This is a genomic window from Streptomyces sp. NPDC001137 (assembly GCF_040298885.1).
GTDB lineage: Bacteria > Actinomycetota > Actinomycetes > Streptomycetales > Streptomycetaceae > Streptomyces.
Window position 1 is genome coordinate 17,119 of sequence record NZ_JBEPBA010000045.1, and the last position, 22,149, is coordinate 39,267.

General features: G+C 69.8%; 15 protein-coding genes. 7 read left to right on the forward strand and 8 right to left on the reverse strand.

Going from position 1 to position 22,149, the window contains the following annotated elements; genetic code table 11:
• Positions 1–20 precede the first annotated feature (20 nt).
• The 4 genes from lat (at position 21) to ABT254_RS44975 (ending at position 7,073) form a co-directional block, all read left to right on the forward strand.
• Positions 21–1,361 (forward strand): L-lysine 6-transaminase, encoded by a 1,341-nt coding sequence (gene lat / locus ABT254_RS44960; protein WP_351483514.1) that lies wholly within the window; start codon positions 21–23, stop codon positions 1,359–1,361.
• A gap of 47 nt (positions 1,362–1,408) precedes the next feature.
• Positions 1,409–2,962, forward strand: coding sequence for an aldehyde dehydrogenase family protein (locus ABT254_RS44965; RefSeq protein ID WP_351483515.1), 1,554 nt, complete (start codon positions 1,409–1,411; stop codon positions 2,960–2,962).
• Positions 2,959–5,124 (forward strand): thiamine pyrophosphate-dependent enzyme, encoded by a 2,166-nt coding sequence (locus ABT254_RS44970; RefSeq protein WP_351483516.1) that lies wholly within the window; start codon positions 2,959–2,961, stop codon positions 5,122–5,124. Before ABT254_RS44965 ends, ABT254_RS44970 begins: the two co-directional genes overlap by 4 nt.
• Positions 5,125–5,411: 287 nt before the next feature.
• A complete protein-coding gene (locus ABT254_RS44975; RefSeq protein WP_351483517.1) occupies positions 5,412–7,073 on the forward strand; it encodes an alkaline phosphatase family protein in 1,662 nt (553 codons plus the stop codon).
• Between the two features lie 35 nt (positions 7,074–7,108).
• Here ABT254_RS44975 and ABT254_RS44980 read toward each other — a convergent pair whose 3' ends face one another.
• Positions 7,109–9,052 carry an RICIN domain-containing protein gene (locus ABT254_RS44980; RefSeq protein WP_351483518.1) on the reverse strand — a complete coding sequence of 648 codons (1,944 nt, stop codon included), beginning with the start codon at positions 9,050–9,052 and terminating at the stop codon, positions 7,109–7,111.
• Between the two features lie 491 nt (positions 9,053–9,543).
• Between ABT254_RS44980 and ABT254_RS44985 the strand changes: the two genes are divergently transcribed.
• A complete protein-coding gene (locus tag ABT254_RS44985) occupies positions 9,544–12,237 on the forward strand; it encodes an RICIN domain-containing protein (protein ID WP_351483519.1) in 2,694 nt (897 codons plus the stop codon).
• Between the two features lie 157 nt (positions 12,238–12,394).
• The gene (locus ABT254_RS44990; RefSeq protein ID WP_351483520.1) at positions 12,395–13,615 is read left to right on the forward strand and encodes a metallophosphoesterase; all 1,221 of its coding nucleotides are present in this window, start codon (positions 12,395–12,397) and stop codon (positions 13,613–13,615) included.
• Between the two features lie 170 nt (positions 13,616–13,785).
• Here ABT254_RS44990 and ABT254_RS44995 read toward each other — a convergent pair whose 3' ends face one another.
• The 5 genes from ABT254_RS44995 to ABT254_RS45015 are packed head-to-tail and all read right to left on the reverse strand — an operon-like array spanning position 13,786 to position 19,805.
• Positions 13,786–14,130 (reverse strand): DoxX family protein, encoded by a 345-nt coding sequence (locus tag ABT254_RS44995; RefSeq protein WP_351483521.1) that lies wholly within the window; start codon positions 14,128–14,130, stop codon positions 13,786–13,788.
• Positions 14,127–16,091, reverse strand: a complete 1,965-nt coding sequence (locus ABT254_RS45000; RefSeq protein ID WP_351483522.1) for an acetoacetate--CoA ligase — start codon at positions 16,089–16,091, stop codon at positions 14,127–14,129. The genes ABT254_RS44995 and ABT254_RS45000 overlap by 4 nt, the downstream gene beginning before the upstream one ends.
• The gene (gene mhpA, locus ABT254_RS45005) at positions 16,088–17,668 is read right to left on the reverse strand and encodes a bifunctional 3-(3-hydroxy-phenyl)propionate/3-hydroxycinnamic acid hydroxylase MhpA (RefSeq protein WP_351483523.1); all 1,581 of its coding nucleotides are present in this window, start codon (positions 17,666–17,668) and stop codon (positions 16,088–16,090) included. The genes ABT254_RS45000 and mhpA overlap by 4 nt, the downstream gene beginning before the upstream one ends.
• Before the next feature lie 19 nt (positions 17,669–17,687).
• Positions 17,688–18,626 (reverse strand): fumarylacetoacetate hydrolase family protein, encoded by a 939-nt coding sequence (locus tag ABT254_RS45010; RefSeq protein ID WP_351483524.1) that lies wholly within the window; start codon positions 18,624–18,626, stop codon positions 17,688–17,690.
• Positions 18,627–18,662: 36 nt separating this feature from the next.
• Positions 18,663–19,805, reverse strand: coding sequence for a VOC family protein (locus tag ABT254_RS45015; RefSeq protein ID WP_351483525.1), 1,143 nt, complete (start codon positions 19,803–19,805; stop codon positions 18,663–18,665).
• Between the two features lie 135 nt (positions 19,806–19,940).
• Here ABT254_RS45015 and ABT254_RS45020 point away from each other — a divergent pair, with 135 nt between their 5' ends.
• Complete coding sequence (locus ABT254_RS45020) at positions 19,941–20,576, forward strand: TetR/AcrR family transcriptional regulator (protein ID WP_351483526.1); 636 nt, start codon at positions 19,941–19,943, stop codon at positions 20,574–20,576.
• Positions 20,577–20,578: 2 nt separating this feature from the next.
• Here ABT254_RS45020 and ABT254_RS45025 read toward each other — a convergent pair whose 3' ends face one another.
• Positions 20,579–21,349: an LmeA family phospholipid-binding protein gene (locus ABT254_RS45025; RefSeq protein WP_351483527.1), complete on the reverse strand. Its 771-nt coding sequence runs from the start codon at positions 21,347–21,349 to the stop codon at positions 20,579–20,581.
• A gap of 35 nt (positions 21,350–21,384) precedes the next feature.
• Complete coding sequence (locus ABT254_RS45030) at positions 21,385–22,023, reverse strand: TetR/AcrR family transcriptional regulator (protein WP_351483528.1); 639 nt, start codon at positions 22,021–22,023, stop codon at positions 21,385–21,387.
• Between the last annotated feature and the right edge of the window lie 126 nt (positions 22,024–22,149).

The following is a 22,149-nucleotide window of genomic DNA, read 5'->3' on the forward strand; positions in this document are numbered from 1 at the left end:
CTATCGAGAGTAGGTGCCCCATGACGGTTGCTGCTGCGTCGACGATCCATCCGGGCGAGGTGCACGAAAGACTCGGCCGTCATGTGCTCACCGACGGTTTCAAGCTGGTGCTCGACCCACTCGCCAGTCGCGGCTCGTGGATCGTCGACGCACGCACCAGTGAGAAGTTCCTCGACCTCTACTCGTTCTTCGCCTCGGCTCCGCTGGGCCTCAACGCGCCGGGCATCGTGGACGATCCGGAGTTCATGACCCTGCTTGCGCAGGTGGCGGCCAACAAGCCCGCCAACCCCGACATGTACACCACGCACTACGCCGAGTTCGTCGAGACGTTCGCCCGGGTGCTGGGCGACCCGGAGCTGCCCAGGCTGTTCTTCGTCGAAGGCGGCGCACTCGCCGTCGAGAACGCGCTGAAGACGGCGTTCGACTGGAAGAGCCGCCGCAACGAGGCCGCGGGCCGCTCCCCCGAGCTCGGCACCAAGGTGCTCCACCTCAGCCGCGCCTTCCACGGCCGCAGCGGTTACACCCTTTCGCTCACCAACACCGAGCCCAACAAGACGGCCCGCTTCCCGCAGTTCGACTGGCCGCGCATCGACGTACCCGCGATGCGCTTCCCCCTCGAACGCCACCTCGCCGAGGTGGAGGAGGCCGAGCAGAGGGCCCTCGCCCAGGCGCGGCGGGCGTTCGAAGCCCACCCGCACGACGTCGCCTGCTTCATCGCCGAACCGATCCAGGGCGAGGGCGGCGACAACCACATGCGGCCCGAGTTCCTGCGGGCGATGCAGGCGCTCTGCCACGAGTACGACGCGCTGTTCGTGCTCGACGAGGTGCAGACCGGTGTGGGCATCACCGGCACCACCTGGGCCTACCAGCAACTCGGCCTGGAGCCGGACATCGTGGCCTTCGCCAAGAAGGTCCAGCTCGGCGGCATCATGGCCGGCCGCCGGGTCGACCAGGTCCCCGACAACGTCCTGCGGGTCTCCGGGCGGATCAACTCCACCTGGGGAGGCGGGCTGGTGGACATGGTGCGCGCCCGGCGCATCATGGAGATCATCGAGCGGGACGATCTGGTGGCCCATGCCGCCGCCGTGGGATCGTGGTTCCTGGCCGAACTGCGTGATCTGGAGGTCCGGCACGTGGCGGTGGCGTCCAACGCGCGGGGGCGCGGGCTGATGACCGCCATCGACCTGCCGGACAGCGGCGTCCGTGACGAGGCGGTACGCCGGTTGCGCACCGAGGAGCAGGTGATCGCATTGCCATGCGGTGAGCGTTCGATGCGCTTCCGTCCCGCCCTGTCCATCACCCAGGACGAGCTCGGCCTCGCCCTGCGTGCACTCGACCGGGTCCTTGCCGGCCTGCACTGACCCGCCCTGCGGACACCGCCTCACCCCAGCGGACAAGGAGCAATGTCATGGCCCGTTCCGTCGCCTCGATCGTTGCCGGCCACCCGGTCGCCGGCGCTCCCGGCGGGACCCTCCAACGCCCCAATCCCGGCCGTACCGCCGAGCTGGTCACCGAGATCTCGCTCGGGGACGCCTCGACGTTCGTCGAGGCCGCCAAGGCCGCGAAGGCGGCGCAGCGATCCTGGGCCGACGTCCCGGCGCCGGTGCGCGGATCCGCGATCGGGAAGATCGGCCGGCTCGTCGAGGCCAACAAGGACCGGCTCGCCCGCATCGTGACCGAAGAGATCGGCAAACCGCTCGCGGAGGCGCTCGGCGAGGTGCAGGAGATCATCGACACCTGCGACTTCTTCCTCGGCGAGGGCCGCCGGCTGTACGGGCAGACGGTGCCCTCGGAGATGCCCGACAAGCAGCTGTTCACCTTCCGCAACCCCGTCGGCGCGGTCGCGGTGATCACCGCGGGCAACTTCCCGGTGGCCGTACCGGCCTGGTACCTCGTGCCGGCCCTCGTGACCGGCAACACCGTGGTGTGGAAGCCCGCCGAGTACGCCGCCGCGAGCGCCAAGGCCCTCTTCGATCTGTTCGTGCACGGCGGCGGCCTGCCCGACGGCGTGCTCAACCTCGTACTCGCCGACGGGGAGCAGACGTACGCCGGTCTGGAGGCCTCCCTGGACGCCGGGCTGGTCGACAAGGTCGGCTTCACCGGGTCGACGCTGGTCGGGCAGAAGATCGGCGCCCTGTGCGGAAGCCACCTGCAGACCCCGTGTCTGGAGCTGGGCGGCAAGAACCCTCAGGTCGTCACCCCGAGCGCCGACCTCGACCTGGCGGTGGAGGGCGCGCTGTTCTCCGGATTCGGTACCGCGGGGCAGCGCTGCACCTCGCTCGGGACGCTCGTCGTGCACGAGTCCGTGCACGAGGACTTCCTCGCCCGTTTCGACGCCGCGAGCCGCGCGGCCCGGATCGGCGACGCCTTCGAGGACGTCCTGTACGGCCCGATGCTCGACGAGCGGTTCGCGCAGCGCTACGAGACCTTCCTCGGCTGGATCAAGGACCACCACCGCACCTACGGCTCCGACGGCATCGGCCGGATCACGGCCGACAATCCGCGCAAGGGCTTCGTAGGAGAGCCGGAAGCCGGCATGTTCTACCACCCGGTGATCGTCGACGGGGTGCGCCGCGACGACGACCTGTTCCTCAACGAGACCTTCGGCCCCATCGTCGGAGTGACGACTTACCGGACCTTCGACGAGGCCCTCGACCTGGCCAACGCCCACGGCTACGGGCTGTCCGCCGCGATCTACACCACCGACCCGCACGAGGTGTGGACGTTTCGCCGCGGCATCTCCGCGGGCATGGTCAGCGTCAACAACACCACCTCCGGAGCCGAGGCGCACCTGCCGTTCGGCGGCAACGGCAAGTCGGGCAACGGCTCTCGCCAGTCGGGGCAGTGGGTGCTCGACCAGTTCACCCGGTGGCAGTCGATGAACTGGGACCACTCCGGCCGGCTGCAGAAGGCGCAGATGGACGTGGCCGCGCTCGAACCCGACATGGCGTTCCGTCTGTGAGCGGCGTCGAGGACCTGGACCGGCACTTCCGCGAGGCGGTGGCCGGTCTGCGGCCTGCCGCCCAGGCGTCGAGCTCGCTGGACACCCGTACCGCACTGGACCTGTTCGACGCCCAGCTGGAGAGCCGGCACACCGACGCCGCAGCGCGCTGGATGCAGCAGCAGGGCCGCGGCTACTACACCATCGGATCGAGCGGGCACGAGGGCAACGCCGCGCTCGCCCTCGCGCTGCGGCCCACCGACCCGGCGTTGCTGCACTACCGCTCCGGTGCCTTCTACTGCGCACGCGCAAGGCAGGCCGGCGGCGTCGACGCGGTCAGCGACATGCTGCTGGGGGTGGCCGCCGGGGCCGAGGAACCGATCGCCGGCGGACGGCACAAGGTGTACGGGCGCCGCGAACTGGCCGTCGTCCCGCAGACGTCGACCATCGCCTCCCACCTGCCGCGGGCCGTCGGAGTGGCGTGGAGCATCGCCCGCGCCAGGCGGCTCGGGACCGAGTGCGCCTGGCCCTCCGACGCCGTCGTGTGCTGTTCCTTCGGTGACGCCTCGGTCAACCACTCCACGGCGGCGGGCGCCATCAACAGCGCCTGCCACGCCGCCTATCAGGGCCTGCCGATGCCCATCCTGTTCGTCTGCGAGGACAACGGCCTGGGCATCAGCGTGCCGACCCCGCCCGACTGGGTGCGGCGCGCCTACGGCGACCGGCCCGCCCTCGCCTACTTCGCCGCGGACGGCTGCGATCCGCAGGCCGCCTACGACACCGCCCGCGAGGCGGTGGCCCATGTACGCAAGCACCGCCGACCCGCCTTCCTGCACCTGTCGATGGTGCGCTTCCTCGGCCATGCGGGCTCGGACGCCGAAGCCGCCTACCGGATGCCCTCCGACGTCGCCGCGGACCTGCGACGCGACCCGCTGCTGGCCACCGCCCGCCTGCTCACCACGACGGGCGTCCGCACCCCGCAGGAAATTCTCGACCGGTACGACGAGGTGGGCGGACGGGTGTTCGCCGTCGCCAAGGAGGCCCTGGAAAGCGAGCCCCTCGGCACCGCCGCACAGATCGCCGCCCCCCTCGCCCCCCGCCGCGCCGATCTCGTGGCGACTGCGGCACGCCGTACGAGCGAAACGTCCGCGGCGCCCGTCGGCGAGCCCGTCACGGTCGCCCAGGCCATCACCCACACACTCGCCGACCTGCTCGGCAGCCACCCGGAGATGGTCGTCTTCGGCGAGGACGTCGGCCGCAAGGGCGGGGTCTACGGACTGACCAGGGGCCTTCAGCGGCGGTTCGGCACCGCCCGGGTCTTCGACACGCTCCTCGACGAGCAGGCCATCCTCGGGCTCGCGCTGGGCGCGGGCCTTTCCGGGCTGCTGCCGGTGGCGGAGATCCAGTATCTGGCTTACCTGCACAATGCCGAGGACCAACTGCGCGGCGAGGCAGCCACGTTGCAGTTCTTCTCCCAGGGGCAGTACCGCAACCCCCTCGTGGTGCGCATCGCCGGCTACGGCTACCAGCGCGGGTTCGGCGGCCACTTCCACAACGACAACGCGGTGGGTGTGCTGCGTGACATTCCCGGCCTGGTCATCGCCTCCCCCTCCCGCCCCGACGATGCCGCCGCGATGCTGCGCACCTGCGTGGCGGCGGCAAAAGTGGACGGCACGATCAGCGCCTTCCTCGAACCGATCGCGCTCTACCACACCCGGGATCTCCACTCGGACGGTGACAACGCCTGGCTCACGGCCTACCCACCGCCAGCCGAGCACGTACCGATCGGCCGGGCCCGCACCTATGGCACAGGCACGGATCTGACCCTCGTGACCTTCGGCAACGGTCTGCGCATCTCGCTGCGGACCGCCCGCCGGCTGGAGCAGCAGGGCATCAACTGCCGGGTCGTCGACCTGCGCTGGCTGGCCCCCCTGCCCGTCGACGACCTGCTGCGCGAAGCCCGGGCGACGGGCCGCGTCCTCGTGGTCGACGAGACCCGCCGTACCGGAGGCGTGTCGGAGGGAGTCGTCACCGCCCTGGTCGACGCCGGATTCACCGGCGCCGTCCGACGGGTCACCAGCCTCGACAGCTTCGTCCCCCTGGGCCAGGCGGCGCAGTTGGTGCTCGTGTCGGAGGACGACGTGGAGCGGGCCGCGGGCGAGTTGCTCACACAGGGGCGCTGAGGCCAGACACACCCCCGAGAGGAAGGCCCGTCGGCCGTAAGGGAGTTGTCCGGGATCCGGTGGGAGGCGGTCGGCCACCTGGTGTGCCGGTGACGGCGGTCGCCTCCGATGACGGCGCCTTCGCCGAGTGCGGCCGCAGCCCGACGGCAGCGGGCCTCTTTGCGTGCGCCGATGCGTTTCTTGGGCAGGACCCGGTGCGTACGTCCGCTCCCGTACACGTTCTGCCCTTCCCATGTCGTTGCACGGTTCGCCGCCGCCCCCCCGCGCCGTACAACCAAGGAGCACCGTTGTTCCGACGTCCAGTCCGTCCCGTCGCCGCGGCCGCAGCCGCGCTCGCCGCCGCGGGTGCCCTCACCGCCACGGCCATCACACCCGCCGCGGCACATGCTCCCGCGCAGGCACCCGCTCGCGCCCGGCACGTCCTGCTGCTGTCCGTCGACGGCCTGCACCAGTCCGACCTGGCCTGGTACATCGACCGCCACCCCGACTCGGCGCTCGCCCGACTCGCCCGCGGCGGTGTCGAGTACACGCACGCGAGAACCACCGTCCCCTCCGACTCGTTCCCCGGCATGGTCGGCCAGCTCACCGGCGGCGACCCGGGCACCACGGGCGTCTACTACGACGACACCTACGACACCACGCTCCTCCCGGCCGGCACGACCGCCTGCGCGGGCACCGAGCCGGGTGCCGAGGTCGACCTCACCGAGGACCTCGACAAGAACAAGGACTCCCTCGACGCCGGCCAGGGCCTTACGGGTCTGCCCGGCAGCATCCTGAAGATGACGGGAGACGCCGCGAGCCTCATCGACCCGTCGAAGCTGCCGGTCGACCCGAAGACCTGCAAGCCGCTCTACCCGCACGGCTACCTGAAGGTGAACACGGTCTTCGACGTGGCCCGCAAGGCAGGGCTGCGCACCGCGTGGTCCGACAAGCACGTCGCCTACGACATCCTCAACGGCCCGAGCGGCAACGGCATCCAGGACCTGTTCGCCCCGGAGATCAACAGCCAGGCCATCGGCTACCCCGCCGGCAAGGACTGGACGAAGGACAACGCGGCGACCGAACAGTACGACGGCTACAAGGTGCGGGCCGTGCTGAACGAGATCGACGGCTACGACCACGGCCGCACCCACCGGGTCGGCACACCCGCGGTCTTCGGCATGAACTTCCAGTCGGTGTCGACCGCCCAGAAGCTGCCCTCCTCCGACGGGCTGACGGGCGGCTACCAGGCCAAGGGCGTTCCCGGGCCACTGCTCGCCAAGAACCTCGACTTCGTCGACCAGCAGGTCGCGGTGTTCCTCGCCGAACTCCACGAGCAGCACCTGGACCAGAGCACGACGGTCGTCCTCTCGGCCAAGCACGGCCAGTCACCGACCGACCCGACGGCGCTGACCCGCATCGACGACGGTGCCCTCCTGGACGGGCTCGACGCCGCGTGGAAGGCCGCCCACCCGGGCGCCGGCGACCTGGTCGCGCACGCCGTGGACGACGACGCGATGCTCCTCTGGCTCACCGACCGCTCCAAGGCCGCCACCGACTTCGCCAAGACGTACCTGCTCGCCCAGTCCGGCACCGGCACCGGCATCGACGGCGCGGCCAAGCCCTTCACGTCATCCGGCCTGAAGACCCTGTACGCGGGTGCTGATGCGGCCCGCTACTTCCACGTCCGCCCGGGCGACTCACGCGTGCCCGACCTGTTCGGCATCACCCGGCACGGCGTCGTCTACACCGGCGGCAAGAGCAAGATCGCCGAGCACGGGGGCGCCCACGCCGACGACCTCGACGTCCCGCTCGTCGTCTCCGGCGCCGCCACCCCGCACGGGGTGCGGGTCGGCGACGCGGTGCGGACCACGCAGATCGCCCCGACGATCCTGCGGCTCCTGGGCCTCAACTCCCAGTCCCTGGACGCCGTACGCGTCGAGCACACGCGGGCGCTCCCCCTGCGCTGACAGGTATTCGGGAGCCGCGGATCGCGCGCCCGGCCCTACGAGGGGATGATCTGCCACTGCTGCTGGGAGACGGCGGTGTAGGCCCACTGGTTGATGGCGGCTCCGTCGGCGGCGGAGCCGCTGTCGACGTTGAGCGACAGGCCGCTGAGCCGGTTGGTGAGGAGGTAGTAGCCGTCGCCGGTGGGGGTGATGGCCCAGTGCTGCTGGGGCGCGTTGGCGTCGCCCCAGATGTCGGCGCCACCGCCGTTCACACGGGAGAGCCCGCCGATTTCCATGAGTGTGCCGCTGTTGACGTTGCGGATCTTGTAGTAGCCGGAGTCGGCCCGGGCTATCGTCCACTTCTGGTTGGCGTGGTTCAACCAGGGCCACTGCACGATGGCCGTGTTGTTGGCGGTCTTGGCACCCGAGACGTCGGCGACCTTGCCGCTGTGGCGGGCGACGAGGCGGTACACGGTGCCGTCGCCGGGAAAAAGCGTGGAGACCAGGGTCGGTGTCGCGGTGCGGCCGCCGATGCGCAGGTTGCCGATGTTGGCGTAGCCGCCGGTGGCGGCGGTGACCCGGACACGGACGAAGGCGGCGTTGACGGCAGGCCATTCGACGACTTTGGTGGTGCGGTCGCCGGCCCAGGAGGCCGTCGCGACCTGGGTGAAGGTGGTGCCGTCGGTGCTGGTGGAGATGGTGCAGGCGGTGATGTCACCGTCGGTGGTGTTGGTGCGGTTCCACTGCTTGGGCAGGTACTCCAGGGTGGAGATGTTGCTCCACACACCGCCGAGGTCGACGGTGATGGTCTGGGGCAGTGGGAGGCTCCAGGTGGACCAGCAGGTCTCGAAGCCCTTGTCGCTGAGCCCGTCGATGGCGTTCATGGGGCCTTCGCCGGTGTGGTAGTCGGTGGCGTAGGCGGCCACGGGGGTGACCGGGTGTTCGGCGCGCAGCATCTGGGCGGGCAGGGGCGGCCGGGAGGTGTCGGGGCCGCGCCAGGCGGCGCCGACCTCGGAGAGCCGGTTGACGATGTTGGTGTCCAGCACACCGTTGCGGTTGGGCGGGCAGTTGAGGATGAACGAGGTGTACTTGGGCTCCAGGTCCGTCAGATGGGAGAGGATGGAGTCCCTGCTCATCGGATCGGTCGTGGGCGTCGCCGGATGCCAGAACCACCCGTTGCTGATCGTCTGGCCCTGCAGCGAGGCATAGGTGTTGCCTGCGGGTGAGGTGATGCCGAGGGGCTCCTCGAAGTAGATCGCGTCGCCGAGGAACGGCACCGACAGCCCGCCGTGGTCGATCATCACGATGTCGGGCTGCAGGGACTTCACATGTTCCCTGATGCGCTGATAGGGGACGGCCTGCTGGCCCATCTGCCAGGCGTAGCCGTCGGTGACGAACATGTCGATGGTGCCGTAGTTGGTGAGCAGTTCGGTGATCTGGTTGAGGATGTAAGTGATGTCGCCGGGCTGGACCGCCTGGTCGGCGGCGACTTTGTGGCGGGTGTCGTAAGCCTGCACGTTGTAAGTGCGGTCCCAGACGGAGAAGTACAGGCCGACCTTCAGGCCCTGGGCCCGGAAGGCGGTCACGTACTGCGCGACGACGTCGTGCCGGTAGGAACTGTTGGCGACGTTGTAGCTGTTGTGGGCACTGGGCCACAGGCAGAAGCCGTCGTGGTGCCTGGTGGTCAGGACGCCGTAGCTCATCTTCGCCGCCGCGGCGGCCGCCGCCCACTGGGCACAGTCGACCGCCGTGGGCGCGAACAGAGCCGGATCCTGGTTCGGCGCGGCCCACTCCTGGTTGGTGAACGTGCCCATGTTGAAGTGGTTGAACATGCCGAACCGCAAGTTCACCAGGTTGCTGAGACTGGTCTGCAGGTCCGCGGCGACCGCCTCAGGGAGCAGGCCGGAGACGCCGGGAACCACGGGCAGCGCGCTCGCGGCCACCGCGGCGGCCGCGGAGCCCAGCAGGGTACGTCGGGACAGGCTTCTTCCTGACGGCATAGGTGTACTCCCGGTGTCGGGGCGGCTCTGGGCTCCATGCGCTGAGTTACGGATGAAGTTCAGTGATGTAACTGCGCCGTGTCAACAGTTACGTGGATGAAAGTGCTCGGACAGAGCGTCAGAGAGACCGTTATTTCCTCTTGTTGCTGGTTCGTTCTATCGATACATGCCATGTTTCGCAGAGAAGTCGGGGCAGAGCTCAGCCGGAGCACTCAGGAGCAAAATGAGTACTACTCATTATGAGAACGATGGTTTCGCTGGAGTGGCTCGGGAGGGACTTGGTCGGCGGCCGATCGCCGCCGCCAGGCCTTCCTCACCTGCGACGTTTCCCAACCTCGGGCCGGTGGGCGCCATGCGCGACTGAGGCGTCGACGTGTCCCGCTTGTTGCGTCAGTGAAAAATAGGCGTGCCTATCGTCTTGACCGACCTGCCTCATTGCACCGATAAATGCAACTCATAAGACACGGGGTTCGAGGAGGGACACGCTACAGATGAGACCCCTACGCATCGGCGCGGGGACGGTCAAGGCGCTCGCAGCGGCTGCTGTCGTCTTCGCCGCCGTACTGCCCGCTCAACCCGCCTACGCGGCCACGACCAACTTCTACGTCGACCCGGTCAACGGCAGTGACAGCAACTCAGGAACCAGCACCGCCTCCGCCTTCAAGACCATCCAGGCTGCCAAGGCCGCGGTGCGGGCCGTGAACGCGAACATGTCCGACGACATCGTGGTGAACCTGCGCGGAGGCACCTACCCCCTCACCGCCCCGATCAGCTTCGGCACCAGTGACTCGGGCACGAACGGCCACACGGTCGTCTACCAGGCGTACAACGGCGAGACCCCGGTGATCACCGGCGGCAAGTCGATCACCGGCTGGACCGCGGCAGCGAACGGCGAGTACAAGGCGTCCGTGGGCAGCCTCAACTTCCGGCAGCTCTACGTCAACGGCGTCCGCGCCACTCGCGCCCGCTACCCCGACCTCGGCTCGGACTTCCAGCTGCAGGGCAGCGACAAGACCAACAAGCTACTGAAGGTGCTCAGTTCGCAGGTCTCCAACTGGGACCAGCTCAGCAAGGTCGAGATGATGCTGGAGACGCAGTGGGGCGAGAGCTACCTGCGGCTGAAGTCGATCAGCTCCGCGGGCGGCACCGCCAACGTGTCGATCCAGGATCACGAGGCGGGCATCCTCTTCCAGCGGCCCTTCCCGGTCCTCGCCGACGGCTCGCCGCTGCACTTCGAGAACGCCCACGAGTTCCTCAACGAACCGGGCGAGTTCTACGTCGACACGGCCGCGCAGACCGTCTACTACAAGCCCCGCCCCGGCGAGGACATGTCCACGGCCACCGTGCAGGCACCCGCGCTGCCCACGCTCTTCGACATCAAGGGCACGAGCCTCGACAGTCCCGCCCACGACCTGCGCTTCTCCGGGCTCACCTTCACCCGGACCACCTGGATGGAAGCGACGGACAACGGTTACCTCAATGGCCAGGGCGGCAACTACAACCTCTCCGCCGACAGCTCCAACCACCAGTACGTCGGCCGTCCGCCGGCCGGGGTCCAGGCCGCGGACGCCGACCGCGTCTCCTTCACCGGCAATACCTTCACGCAGATGGGCGCCAGCGCCCTGGACCTGTCGCACGGCGTGCACGACAGTACGGTGACCGGCAACCTCATCTCCGACATCGCCGGCAACGGGATCATGGTCGGCAAGTTCTCCGACCCGACCGTGGAGTACCACACCGTCTACAACCCGCCCGCCTCACCGGCCGGTGAGGACGCCCGGGAGGTGGTCAAGAACGTCACCGTGAAGAACAACCTGATCACCCGGATCGGCGAGGACTACCTGGGGACCGCGGGCATCGACGCGGGCTTCGTCAACAGCACCACCATCGACCACAACGACATCTCCGACACCCCGTGGGCCGCCATCTCGCTGGGGTGGGGCTGGCAGTCGGCGGCCAACGCCGAAGGCAACAACAGCATCAGCTACAACCGGATCGGCAACGTCATGAACCGGCTGTGCGACTCCGCCGGTATCTACCACCTCTCCAACGACCCGGGCACGGTCATCAACGGCAACTACATCCACGACCTGCTACGCACTCCGGCCGCGTGCGGCTCGGCCGTGGCCGGCATCTACACCGACGAGGGGTCCGACAACATGACCCTGTCGAACAACGTGCTGTCCCACACCGACGGATTCATCAACCAGAACCGCAACGGAACCAACGTCACGCTCACCAACAACACGACGTCCGGCGACTCGGTGATCAAAGCATCCGGTCTGGAGTCCGGCTACCAGGGGCTGGCGGCGAAGGTCAACCTCGCCTACAACAAGCCGGCGTCCGCGTCGTCGGTCTACGGCTCCAGCACGCCGGCCTCCAACGCCGTCGACAACAACGGCTCGACCGGCTGGTCGCCGACCGGCAGCGACACCTCGGCCTGGTGGCAGGTCGACCTCGGGCAGGCCTACCAGCTCGGACAGTTCTCCCTGACGACGCGCCAGGACCTCGACCAGCCCGAGACGCGCAGCCAGTTCGAGATCCGTGGCTCCAACGACCCGTCCTTCGCCACCTACACCGTGCTGGGACGCCAGGGCGCCACCACCCTGCCGCTCGCCTCGACACTCACGGGCAACATCGACGTCCGCCAGAAGTTCCGCTACCTGCGCATCGCGAAGACCGACGGCGCCTACTTCTTCATCGCCGACTTCAGTGTCCAGCAGGCCGGCGGCGCGCTGGAGGACGCGACCGGTACGCCGAACACCAACCCGTCGACGAACTACACGATCAAGAACGTCAACAGCGGCCAGCTGATGGACGTGTACCAGGCCTCCACCGCCGACGGCGGGAGCGTCGTCCAGTGGCCGAGCAACGGCGGTACCAACCAGCAGTGGAACATCGTCCCGGTCAGTGGCCAGCTCTACAAGATCGTCAACAGGAACAGCGGCAAGGTCCTCGACATCAACGGCTCCAGTCACTGGAGGGGGACCGATCTGCAGCAGTACACCTACAACGGCGGCAACAACCAGCTGTGGTACTTCGAGCCGACCAGCGGCGGGTACGTCATCCGCAACTTCGAGACCAAGCAGGCCCTGGAGGTCGGTGGCGGATCGACGGCGAACGGAGCCACCATCAGTCAGTACATGCCCCTGAACCAGTCCAACCAGGCTTGGACGATCCAGTGACAGTGTGACCCGACGCGTCGGCGAATCCGCCGCCGGAAGCGTCCGCCGCCGTCAACACCCCCCAGCCCGCCCCCAGCCGCACGACGAACCCGGTTGGGGGCGCGGCTTCAGGACGACCGGATACAGTGCGCGAGACAACAGCCTGGTTGGGGGAAGCGTGACGGACACCAGCAACACCCGGCGCGTCGGGGGTGAGGCACAGGCGCCGCGGCGGAGCCGGCTTCAGCGCCTGATGCGCTACCTCCCTCTCATCGCCCCCGTCCTGCTGTGGACCGTGCCCTGCTGGGTGCTCCTGTACACCGGGCAGCACTGGCCGCTGCCGGTCGCGCTGGTCGGCACCGCCCTGTTCGCCCTCGGCCTGACAGGTATGCCGCTCGCGATGGTGCGCGGACACGGCCGACGCCAGCAGGACCGGGCGGCGATCGTCGGTGACACCCTGCTCGGCACCAGCTGGGTGCTGTTCACCTGGTCCGTTCTGCTCGGCGTCCTCTTGCGGGCCGTCCTCACCGTGGCCGATGTCGGCGAGAGTCAGGACCGGGCCCGAATCGTCACGTGGACTGTCCTCGGCGTAACCGCCCTCCTACTCGCCTGGGGTTACGCCGAAGCCCGCCGGGTGCCCCGCGTGCGCCGACTGGACGTGCAACTCCCGCGACTGGGGGCCGGGTTGGACGGCCTCCGCGTCGTCCTCATCACCGACACCCACTACGGCCCCCTCGACCGCGCCCGCTGGTCGGCCCGGGTGTGCGAGACGGTGAACAGCCTGGAAGCCGACGTGGTCTGCCACACGGGCGACATCGCGGACGGCACGGCTGAACGCCGCCGCGCCCAAGCCGCCCCCCTCGGTACGGTGCGAGCCACCCGTGCCCGGGTCTACGTCACCGGCAACCACGAGTACTACAGCGAGGCCCAGGGCTGGGTCGACCTGATGGACGAGCTGGGCTGGGAGCCGCTGCGCAACCGCCACGTGCTGCTCGAACGCGGAGGCGACACCCTCGTGGTCGCCGGCGTGGACGACGTCACCGCCGAGTCCTCCGGCCTGCCGGGCCACCGCGCCCATCTCGCCGGAGCCTTGGACGGAGCCGACCCCGACCTCCCCGTCCTGCTCCTGGCGCACCAGCCCAAGTTCGTCCACCGGGCGGCAGCCGACGGTATCGACCTCCAGCTGTCCGGCCACACCCACGGCGGCCAGATCTGGCCCTTCCACCACCTGGTCCGCATCGACCAGCCCGTCGTCGCGGGCCTGAGCCGCCACGGCACCCGCACCCTCCTCTACACCAGCCGCGGCACCGGCTTCTGGGGCCCGCCGTTCCGCGTCTTCGCCCCCAGCGAGATCACCCTGCTCGTGCTCCGCTCCCCGCACGTGCCCACCTCTCAGTAGCACTGGGGTGGCACCCGCCCATCCGCTCGGAGCAGGCCACGAGCCGAGGGTTGCGATGTCGACGGACGCCCGGCAGGTCAGCGCACCCTCCCGCGCGGCTTCAACGGCAGCGAACGGCGTCGGGCCTGGGAGTCGGCCACGACCTGCTCGGGCCGGCCGTACAGGACGCGTCAGCCGGCGGTCATCGCCGTCGCCGCGTACGTCAAGGCGATCAGGGCCATTACGGCCGCCGGGACGGCCCGGGGCAGCGGGTCGCCGTGGCGCAGGTGGACCACCGCCGCCCCGACCATCAGCAGGGCGAGGCCTGCCGCGGCGGCCACGCCCAGCGGCATCCAGGCCAGACCCGTCAGCAGACCGGCGACCCCGGCCACCTCCAGCGCGCCGACGACGCGATAGAGCCGTACCGACATCCCGACATGGGCCGCCGCCCGGCGCATGACCGGCGCCGCGGCGAGTTTCGCCAGCCCCGACGGAAGGAAGACCAGGGACATGACGACGGTGAGCAAGGCGGTCATGAGGCGGACCTGCCTTTGTGTCGCTCGGCGCCCAGCCGGGCGTAGTGGTCGATGAGTTCGGGGCTGTCCACGGTGGCGGGGTTGACGACCTGCTCGACCGGGGCGCCCTGGAGCAGCCGCTTGACCGGGACCTCCAGCTTCTTGCCGGTGCGGGTGTGCGGGATGCCCGGTACTTCGAGGATCTCGTCGGGGACGTGGCGGGGTGAGGCGCCGGTGCGGATCGCGTCGCGGATCTTCTCGCGCAGGGCGTCGTCCAGCTCGACACCGGCTGCCGGGACAATGAACAGCGGCATCCAGTAGCCGCCGTCGGGTTCCTCCGCGCCGATGACCAGGGCTTCGGTGATCTCGGGGAGGCGTTCGACGACGTCGTGGATGTCGGCGCTGCCGAGCCGTACACCGTTGCGGTTGAGCGTGCTGTCGGAGCGGCCGTGGATGATCACCGAGCCGTGACCGGTGACCGTGATCCAGTCGCCGTGCCGCCAGACCCCGGGGTACGCCGAGAAGTAGGCGTCGCGGTAGCGGGTGCCCTCCGGGTCGTTCCAGAAGGACAGCGGCATCGAGGGCATGGGGCGCGTGACGACCAGCTCGCCGACCTGGTCGATGACGGGGAAGCCCTCGGTGTCGTACGCGGCGAGCGCCACACCCAGGTGCGGCGCGGACAACTCGCCTGCCCAGACCGGGGTGTTGGGGGCGCTGCCGGCGAAGCCGGAGACGATGTCGGTGCCGCCGCTGATGGAGGCCAGCAGGACGTGCTCGCCGACGTGCTCGCGGACCCAGGGGTAGGCGGAGGCGGGCAGGGCCGAGCCCGTGCAGCCGACGACGCGGATCGACGACAGGTCGTGGACGGACGGGTCGATGCCGAACTTGGCCATGCCCAGCAGGTATTGGGGGCTGGTGCCGAAGACGGTCACATGGTGACGGGCGGCCAGCTCCCACAGGCGGTCGGGCTTGGCGAAGGGGGCCGGGCTGCCGTCGTAGGTGCAGGTCGTGGCGCCGGTGAGGAGGGTGGAGGCGACCAGGTTCCACATCATCCAGTGGGTGGTGGTGTACCAGAGGAGGCGGTCGCCGGGGCCCAAGTCGGAGTGGAGTCCCAGGGTTTTCAGGTGCTCCAGGAGCACGCCGCCGTGGCCGTGGACGATGCCCTTGGGCAGGCCGGTGGTGCCGGAGGAGAACACGACCCACAGCGGATGGTCGAACGGGACCGGCACACAGGCGAGTTCCTCGGTACGGGTGGCCGCGTCCTCCCAGGGGACCACCAGCGACGGGTACGCCTGCGACGGCCAGGGCAGGCCCATGTGGTCCACCAGCAGGGTCGCCTTCAACGTGGGGAGGGCGTGGGCGAGTTCGAGGACGGCGTCGCGGCGGTCGTGGGTGGTGCCGTTGAAGAGGTAGCCGTCGGCGGCGATCAGCACGGTGGGTTCGAGCTGGGCGAATCGGTCGGCGGCTGCCTTGGGGGCGTAGTCCTGTCCGCACACCGACCAGATGGCGCCCAGGCTCGCGGCGGCGAGGAACGCGACGATGGCGTGCGGGGTGTTGGGCAGGTAGCCGACGACCCGGTCGCCCTTGCCGACGCCGAGGTCGCGCAGGGTGGCGGCCACGGACGCCACCAGGGCACGCAATCGGGCGCCGGTCACCTCGTATCCGGCACCGGTCTCGTCGAGGGCAATGATCGCCACGTCGTCGGCCAGGTTGCGCAGGGCATGGTGGGCGTAATTGAGGGTGGCGCCGGGGAACCAGCGGGCGCCCGGCATCCGCTCCTCGGCCAGCACCTGCTCGTAAGGGGTGTCGGCGTCGATGTCGAAGTACTCCCACACCGCACCCCAGAAGCCCTCCAGGTCGGTGACCGACCACTGATGCAGGGCGGCGTAGTCCCCCGGGTCCATGCCCTGGAGCCGGGCGAAGTCCGCGATGCGACTGGCGGCCGCCGTCTCCGGATCGGGTGTGAAGAAGGGCGTGCTCATCGCGTCGTACTCCTCAACAGGCGTTTCGGGGCGGTCAATTCGGAAGGGACGGGGCTTCGTGTGGTGTGCAGCAGGGGGGCCCAGGCGGCGGTCGACGTGAAGTCGCGGCCGCCCGAGGGGACGACGTCCATCACGACGCGGTCGGGCCGCAGCAGGACCGCGTCCGCGCGTCCGGCGCGGAGCCAGGCCGCGAGGGTGCCGTCGTCGCCTAGGTCGGCCACCGGGAGCGCGTGCACGCCGAGACCGTGCGCGAGCGCGGTCAGGGAGGGTCCGGGTTCGGAGGCGGTCAGCACGGCGAAGGAGTCGCCGAGCGCCTCGTCGAGACGGGTACGTCGTCCGGCGACGCTCACCCACGGTTGGGGGCAGTGCGTGCCTGCCAGGCCCCGGCGGACCCCGCGCCGCACCAGGGGCCCGGCGGTGAGGGGCGGGCTGAGGTCGCGGCCGGCCCGTTCGGTCAGGCCGGGTATGCGGCAGGCGGCCGACAGCACCCGGCGGCGGAGCGCGGCGGCGCCGTCCTGGCCGCCGGTCATGGCCCAGCCCATGGCGACCGCGAGGCGGACCACATGCCTTGCGTGCGGCTTGCGCTCGCTCTCGTAGGTGTCCAACAGTCGTTCGTCGCCTCCCTGTTGGAGGACACGGGCGAGTTTCCAGCTGAGGTTGTAGGCGTCCCGCAGCCCGGAGCAGAGGCCCTGTCCGATGAACGGCGGGGTGAGGTGGGCGGCGTCGCCGAGCAGGAAGACCCGTCCGCTGCGCCAGCGGTCGGCGACGCGGGCCCGGAAGGTGTACTGCGTCTCGCGGACCACCTCGAAGTCCCCGTCGTACGAGGGCGGCAGCCACGGGGCGACCAGCTCACGGACCGTCTCTTGTCCTTCCCCGAGCCGGAACTCCCAGCGGTAGCGGTTCTCGCTCACGCGCATGAAGGTGGCCGGCCGGGCCGGGTCGCAGACCTGGTCGACGCCTTCCCAGCTGCGGACGGGGCCTGTCGTGTCGACGTCGATGACCTTCCAGCGTTCCTCGAAGCGCAGGTCCTGCCATGCGCCGCCGATGGCTTCACGGGTGAGGCTGCCCGCGCCGTCGCAGCCGAGGACCGCGTCGGCCCACAGCTCGTGATCGCCGGTGTCGTCGCGGTAGGTGACACGGACGGGGCCGGTGGCGTCCGGGCCGACGCCGGTGACCTCCACGCCACCGCGCAGTTCGCACTCGGGGCGCCGGGCCAGGGCGTCGCGCAGTACGCGTTCCAGCTCGGGTTGGTCGAACATGCTGGTCTGCGGGTAGCCGTGGTGGCCGTGCTCGGTGCGCCGGAACTCGGCCATCACCCGGTGCCGGGCGTCCAGCAGCCGCAGCCCCTTCGCCGGGCGGGCGATCGCGGCGAACTCCTCCCCCACACCCGCGGCCTGCAGGATCCTGCACACCTCGTCGTCGGTGGCGACGGCACGCGGGAGCGGATAGACGTCCTGGTGGCGTTCGAGGACGACACTGCGGATTCCGCGCCGGGCCAGGAGGAGGGCGGCGGTCACGCCCACCGGCCCGGCCCCGACGATCACGACGGGCACACGTGCGGCTTCATCGACGGTCATGTGCGGCTCACCTCGGGTATTAGTTCGCGGCCGCGACGGGCGTACGCTGCTCGCCGAGGTCGATGCGGCCGTCGGGGGTCGCGATCGTCGCCGTGATCACGTCGCCCGGGCTCAGGTAGTGCGGGTTCTTCGCCTGGGACTTGAAGAAGGCCTTCCACTTCACCGCCGGCGGCAGCAGCGCGCCGATCTTCTCGACGGCCTTCGGCGGGGCCTTCAGGGCGGTGCCGCCGGGAGTACCGGTGAGCAGCAGGTCGCCGGCGTCCAGGGTCTGGAAGCGGGCCAGCAGGGTCAGCGCCCGGGCCGGGCGGACGATCATGTCGGCGAGGGTGCGGTCCTGGCGCAGCTCGCCGTTGACGCTCAACTTCAGCCGCAGGTCCAGGAGATGGGCGAAGTCCTCCGGCTCCAGCAGCGTCAGGTACGGACCGGTCGGCGTGAAGGTGGGGTACGACTTGCTCTCGTAGAACTGTGTCTTGGTCAGCTGTACCTCGCGGGCGCTGACGTCGTTGGTGATCACCAGTCCGGCGACGTACGACGGCAGGTCCCGCTCCTCGACGACGGTGCCGACGGGCAGGGGCGCGCCCATGACGAGGCCCAACTCGATCTCGTAGTCGAGGAATTTCACGTGCGACGGCCGGACGACGGTGTCGCCGGGGCCGCTGACCGAGCCGGACGCCTTGCGGAAGAACGTGGGCGGGACGTCGCCCTTGAAACCCGAATCACGGGCGTGGCTACGGTAGTTGACCATCTGGGCGACCACCCGGCAGGGCGTGGTGACCGGCGAGAGCGCGACCAGGTCGGCGACGGGCGTGCCCGGTTCACCGGAGGCGGCGGCCTCACGGACAGCGGCGCGGTCGGCGATCAGTTCGGCGGTGGTGGCGGCCTTGGTGTCGACCTGGACGGCGCGTTCGCCGAGGACGACCCACCAGCCGTCAGCGGTGCGCAGGACATTGGTGCTCATGTCAGTGCCTTTGTGAGGGGGATTCGTGTGCGGAGGTCAGGAGTTGGCGGCCTTGAGCAGGCCGAACAGTCGTGCCGGGTCCATCTCGTTGTCGCCGCGCAGGGCCTCGATGACATCGCGGAGCCGCTGCGGGGAGGGGCTCGCGCCGAGGAAGTCGCGGGTGGCCGGCGGGCCCCACTGAGCGAGACCGCTGGTCGACATGGGCGCCCAGCCGGGCTCGACGTCGCAGGAGAACAGGTCGCCGTCGGCGAAGTGCTCCAGCATGAAGTGGTCGGGGTCGCGCCAGTAGTCGAAGAGCTGGCTGCCCTGGATGTGTCGTCCGATGCCCCAACTGCGCTTGTAGCCACGCTCCTTGAGGTATTCGCCGCCGGTGGCGATGGAGTCGAGGTCGGTGACCTGGTAGGCGGAGTGGACGTAGCCCGTGCCCGGCCCCAGATGCATCGCGAGGGTGTGGTGGTCGGCCGGCACGCTGCCCAGGTCGCAGCGTATGAACGCCATCGTCGGGCCGCGGTCGCGCTGCCCGTCCAGGAACAGGAAGTCGGACACGATCATCCCGAGGGTGTCCAGGTACCAGTCCAGAGCCCGGCCGAACACCCGCGTCTCCAGCACCACGTGGCCGAGCCGCTGGATACGGGACGGCTCGCGCGGCGGCCGCTGGGTGGCGTTGGTACGCCGGTGATCCGTACCGAAGTTGAGGAGCAGCGGCTGCTGTTCGGGCAGTGCGGGGAGCTGTTCGCCGCAGTGCACGACCCGGACCGGGAAGCCCGACGGGTCGAGCAGATCGACCACCTTTCCGCCGCCGGGCACGTCGGAGTCCCGTACGGTCGATCCGGTGGCGCGGCCCAGCCGGTCCAGGTCGCCCCGCTCGGCTGCGCGAAACGCCGGACCGATGAAGCGGGACGTACGACCGCGCCGGATCACCATGCAGGGCGAGCCCGCGAAGGTGCCCCGCAGCCACAGCTCGCTCTCGGTGCGGGTGGCGACGCCGAAGCCGAAGTCGCGGGCGAAGACCTCCGCCCGGTCCAGGTCGGGCTTCTCGAACTCCAGCCAGGCCAGGTCCGCGACCTTGATCACGGGGTTCCGGGAGCGGCCGGGGTGTTCGCCGCGCAGGGCGCCCTGCTCGCTGTGGAGGTCCTGGTGGGCCGTGATGACGTCCCCGTTGACGCGTGTTCCAGACATGGTGCCCTCCGAGCAACATTGCTGTAATGAGGAAATCATCAACTGTGACAGTTCTGTCGTCAAGACGTTCGCGGCAGGAAATGATGAATTCATCAGGACTGCGATCCGCATTGGGTAACGGTTAGACTTCTGCGCATGTCTACGTCAGCCCCGCCCAGCAACCGGTTCGAGCGACGTCGCGCAGAGACCCGTGGGGCTCTCGTGCGAGCCGCCCGGCAGATCCTTGCCGAAAGCGGCGATACCAGCGCGAGTATCCAGGCGATCGCCGAGCGCGCGGACGTTGGCTTCGGCTCCTTCTACAACCACTTCGACTCCAAGGCGGAGTTGTTCGAGACGGCAGTGATCGACGCCCTCGAGGAGTTCGGACAGGAATTCGACGAGCGTCTGGCGGGGATCGACGACCCGGCGGAGCGGCTCGCGGGCGGCTTTCGGCTCAGTGCCCGCATGGCCGACTCCCACCCGGAAATGATGCAGGTCCTGCGCCGCCGTGGCCTCGCGCACATCCACTCGGGCAAGGGACTGGCCCGACGCGCCCTGCGTGATCTCCAGGTCGGCATCGCCTCCGGCCGCTTCACGCGCGTCGACCCCATCGTCGCTCTGTCCGCGCTGGGCGGAACCCTGCTGTCCCTGGTGGAACTGCGGTTCGCCCGCCCCGAGGTGGACGGCGACGAGGCCGCGGTCAACCTCGCCGAGATGGTCCTGCGGATGCTGGGTCTGCCCGCGGACGAAGCGCACGAGGTCGCCCGACGCCCCTTGCCTGACGCCCCCTGACCTCACGCGGACGACGAGTACGGGTGGAACGTGACCGAGCGGCCTGTGAAGCGGGCGTCGATTCCGTCCTCGGTGGTGGTGACCGACCGCAGCCGGAGCCCTTCGGGCACGTTCTGCAGCGGTATGGGCTTGTCCAGGGCCTTGTCGAGCAGTGATTTCAGCGGCGGGAGCAGTTCACCCTGCTCCGCGCGTACGTCCCTGAAGGCGATGCTGTTGCCGTCCGCCGCCGAGACGGCCGCGCTCACGGTCACGTCGCCGGCGAGCGGCAGGCTCGCGGTCGCGTTGACCCGGCCGGACTCGTCCCCCTGTGACACCTGCACGCCGAGCGCGTTCGACACGCCCCTGTACGACACGAACGCGGTCGCTGCGACGCTGTCCGCGTGAGCTTCGTCGGCGCTCCCTGAGGTCTTCAGCCCGTCCATCCCGACCGTCAGCCTGGTCACCGGGAGCGGCCGGGTGCTGCCGCCGGCCGGGATGTCGTGGGCGGTCAGGTCGACATGGTCCAGACTGCCCGCAGCCAGTTGGTTCAGTACGGGAAAGCCCCTGACCTGCACCGACGGCCGATCGACGGTTCCCATGCCGTCCTGGAACGCCTTGGCCGTACGGCTCTCCGCGCGAACAGCGGCGATGCGGTCGACCGCGACGCCGCCGACCAGCAGGGCCACCAGGGACGCAGCGGCGATGATCACCCGCCGTCGGCTCCGGGTCGGTGGGCTCGCATCCACGGAGCCGTCGCCGTAGTAGGGCTCCTCGTCGCGGTAGGACTGATACATCGTTCTCCTCTTCGAGTGCTGCCTGGGAAGTACGCCTACGCGGCGTCACCCGCGGGCCGGACAAGCCTGTGGACGCACGCCGCAGCGCTGTCGCCGGCCACGCCCATCGCGATCAGGGCGGCGGTCGCGGTGCCGGTGCCGTCGTCGCTCCAGGCCCCGCTGTTCACGCAGTCGAGAAGCCCCAGCAGGTGCCCCTCCAGCGCCCGGGTCAGGACGACCGGGGGGATGCCGGTCTGGAAGGCGCCCTGTTGCTGCCCCCGGCCGATGATCGCCTCCGCCATGTCCCGCGCGGGGGCCAGGACTTCGGCGAGCCGATCGGCCCCGAGGTCCTGGGGCGCGAGGCGGAGCAGGATGCGGTAGCGATCTCCGACGGGCCACACCGCGAGGACGAAGCGCGCCAGCTCCGTGACGGCGTCCGCCACCGGCGCGCGCGGGACCGCGAGCGCCTGCCGCAAGGCCCACGTGGCCTCCTCCACCAGCCCCTCCATCAGTGCGGCCCGGCCGTTGAAGTGGCCATAGACCGTACGGCGCACCACCCCTGCCGCCTCGGCGATGTCACCGAGGCTGCTGTCGGGGTCACGCCCGAGTTCCTGCCGGGCCGCTTCGAGGATGCGGGCGCGCGTGAGCAGAGTGCGTCTGCGTTCCGGGGCGGCTGTCACATGTGCGTGGATCATGTCGAACCTCCGGTTGACGGGGGAGGGCGACTCGATAGTTGCACATCCACGGGCAATAAACTAGTCTGCACATCAACGGGCAATTAGCTGCCCCTGGTGCCGGGCCCCTCTTGGCCCCGTGCGCAC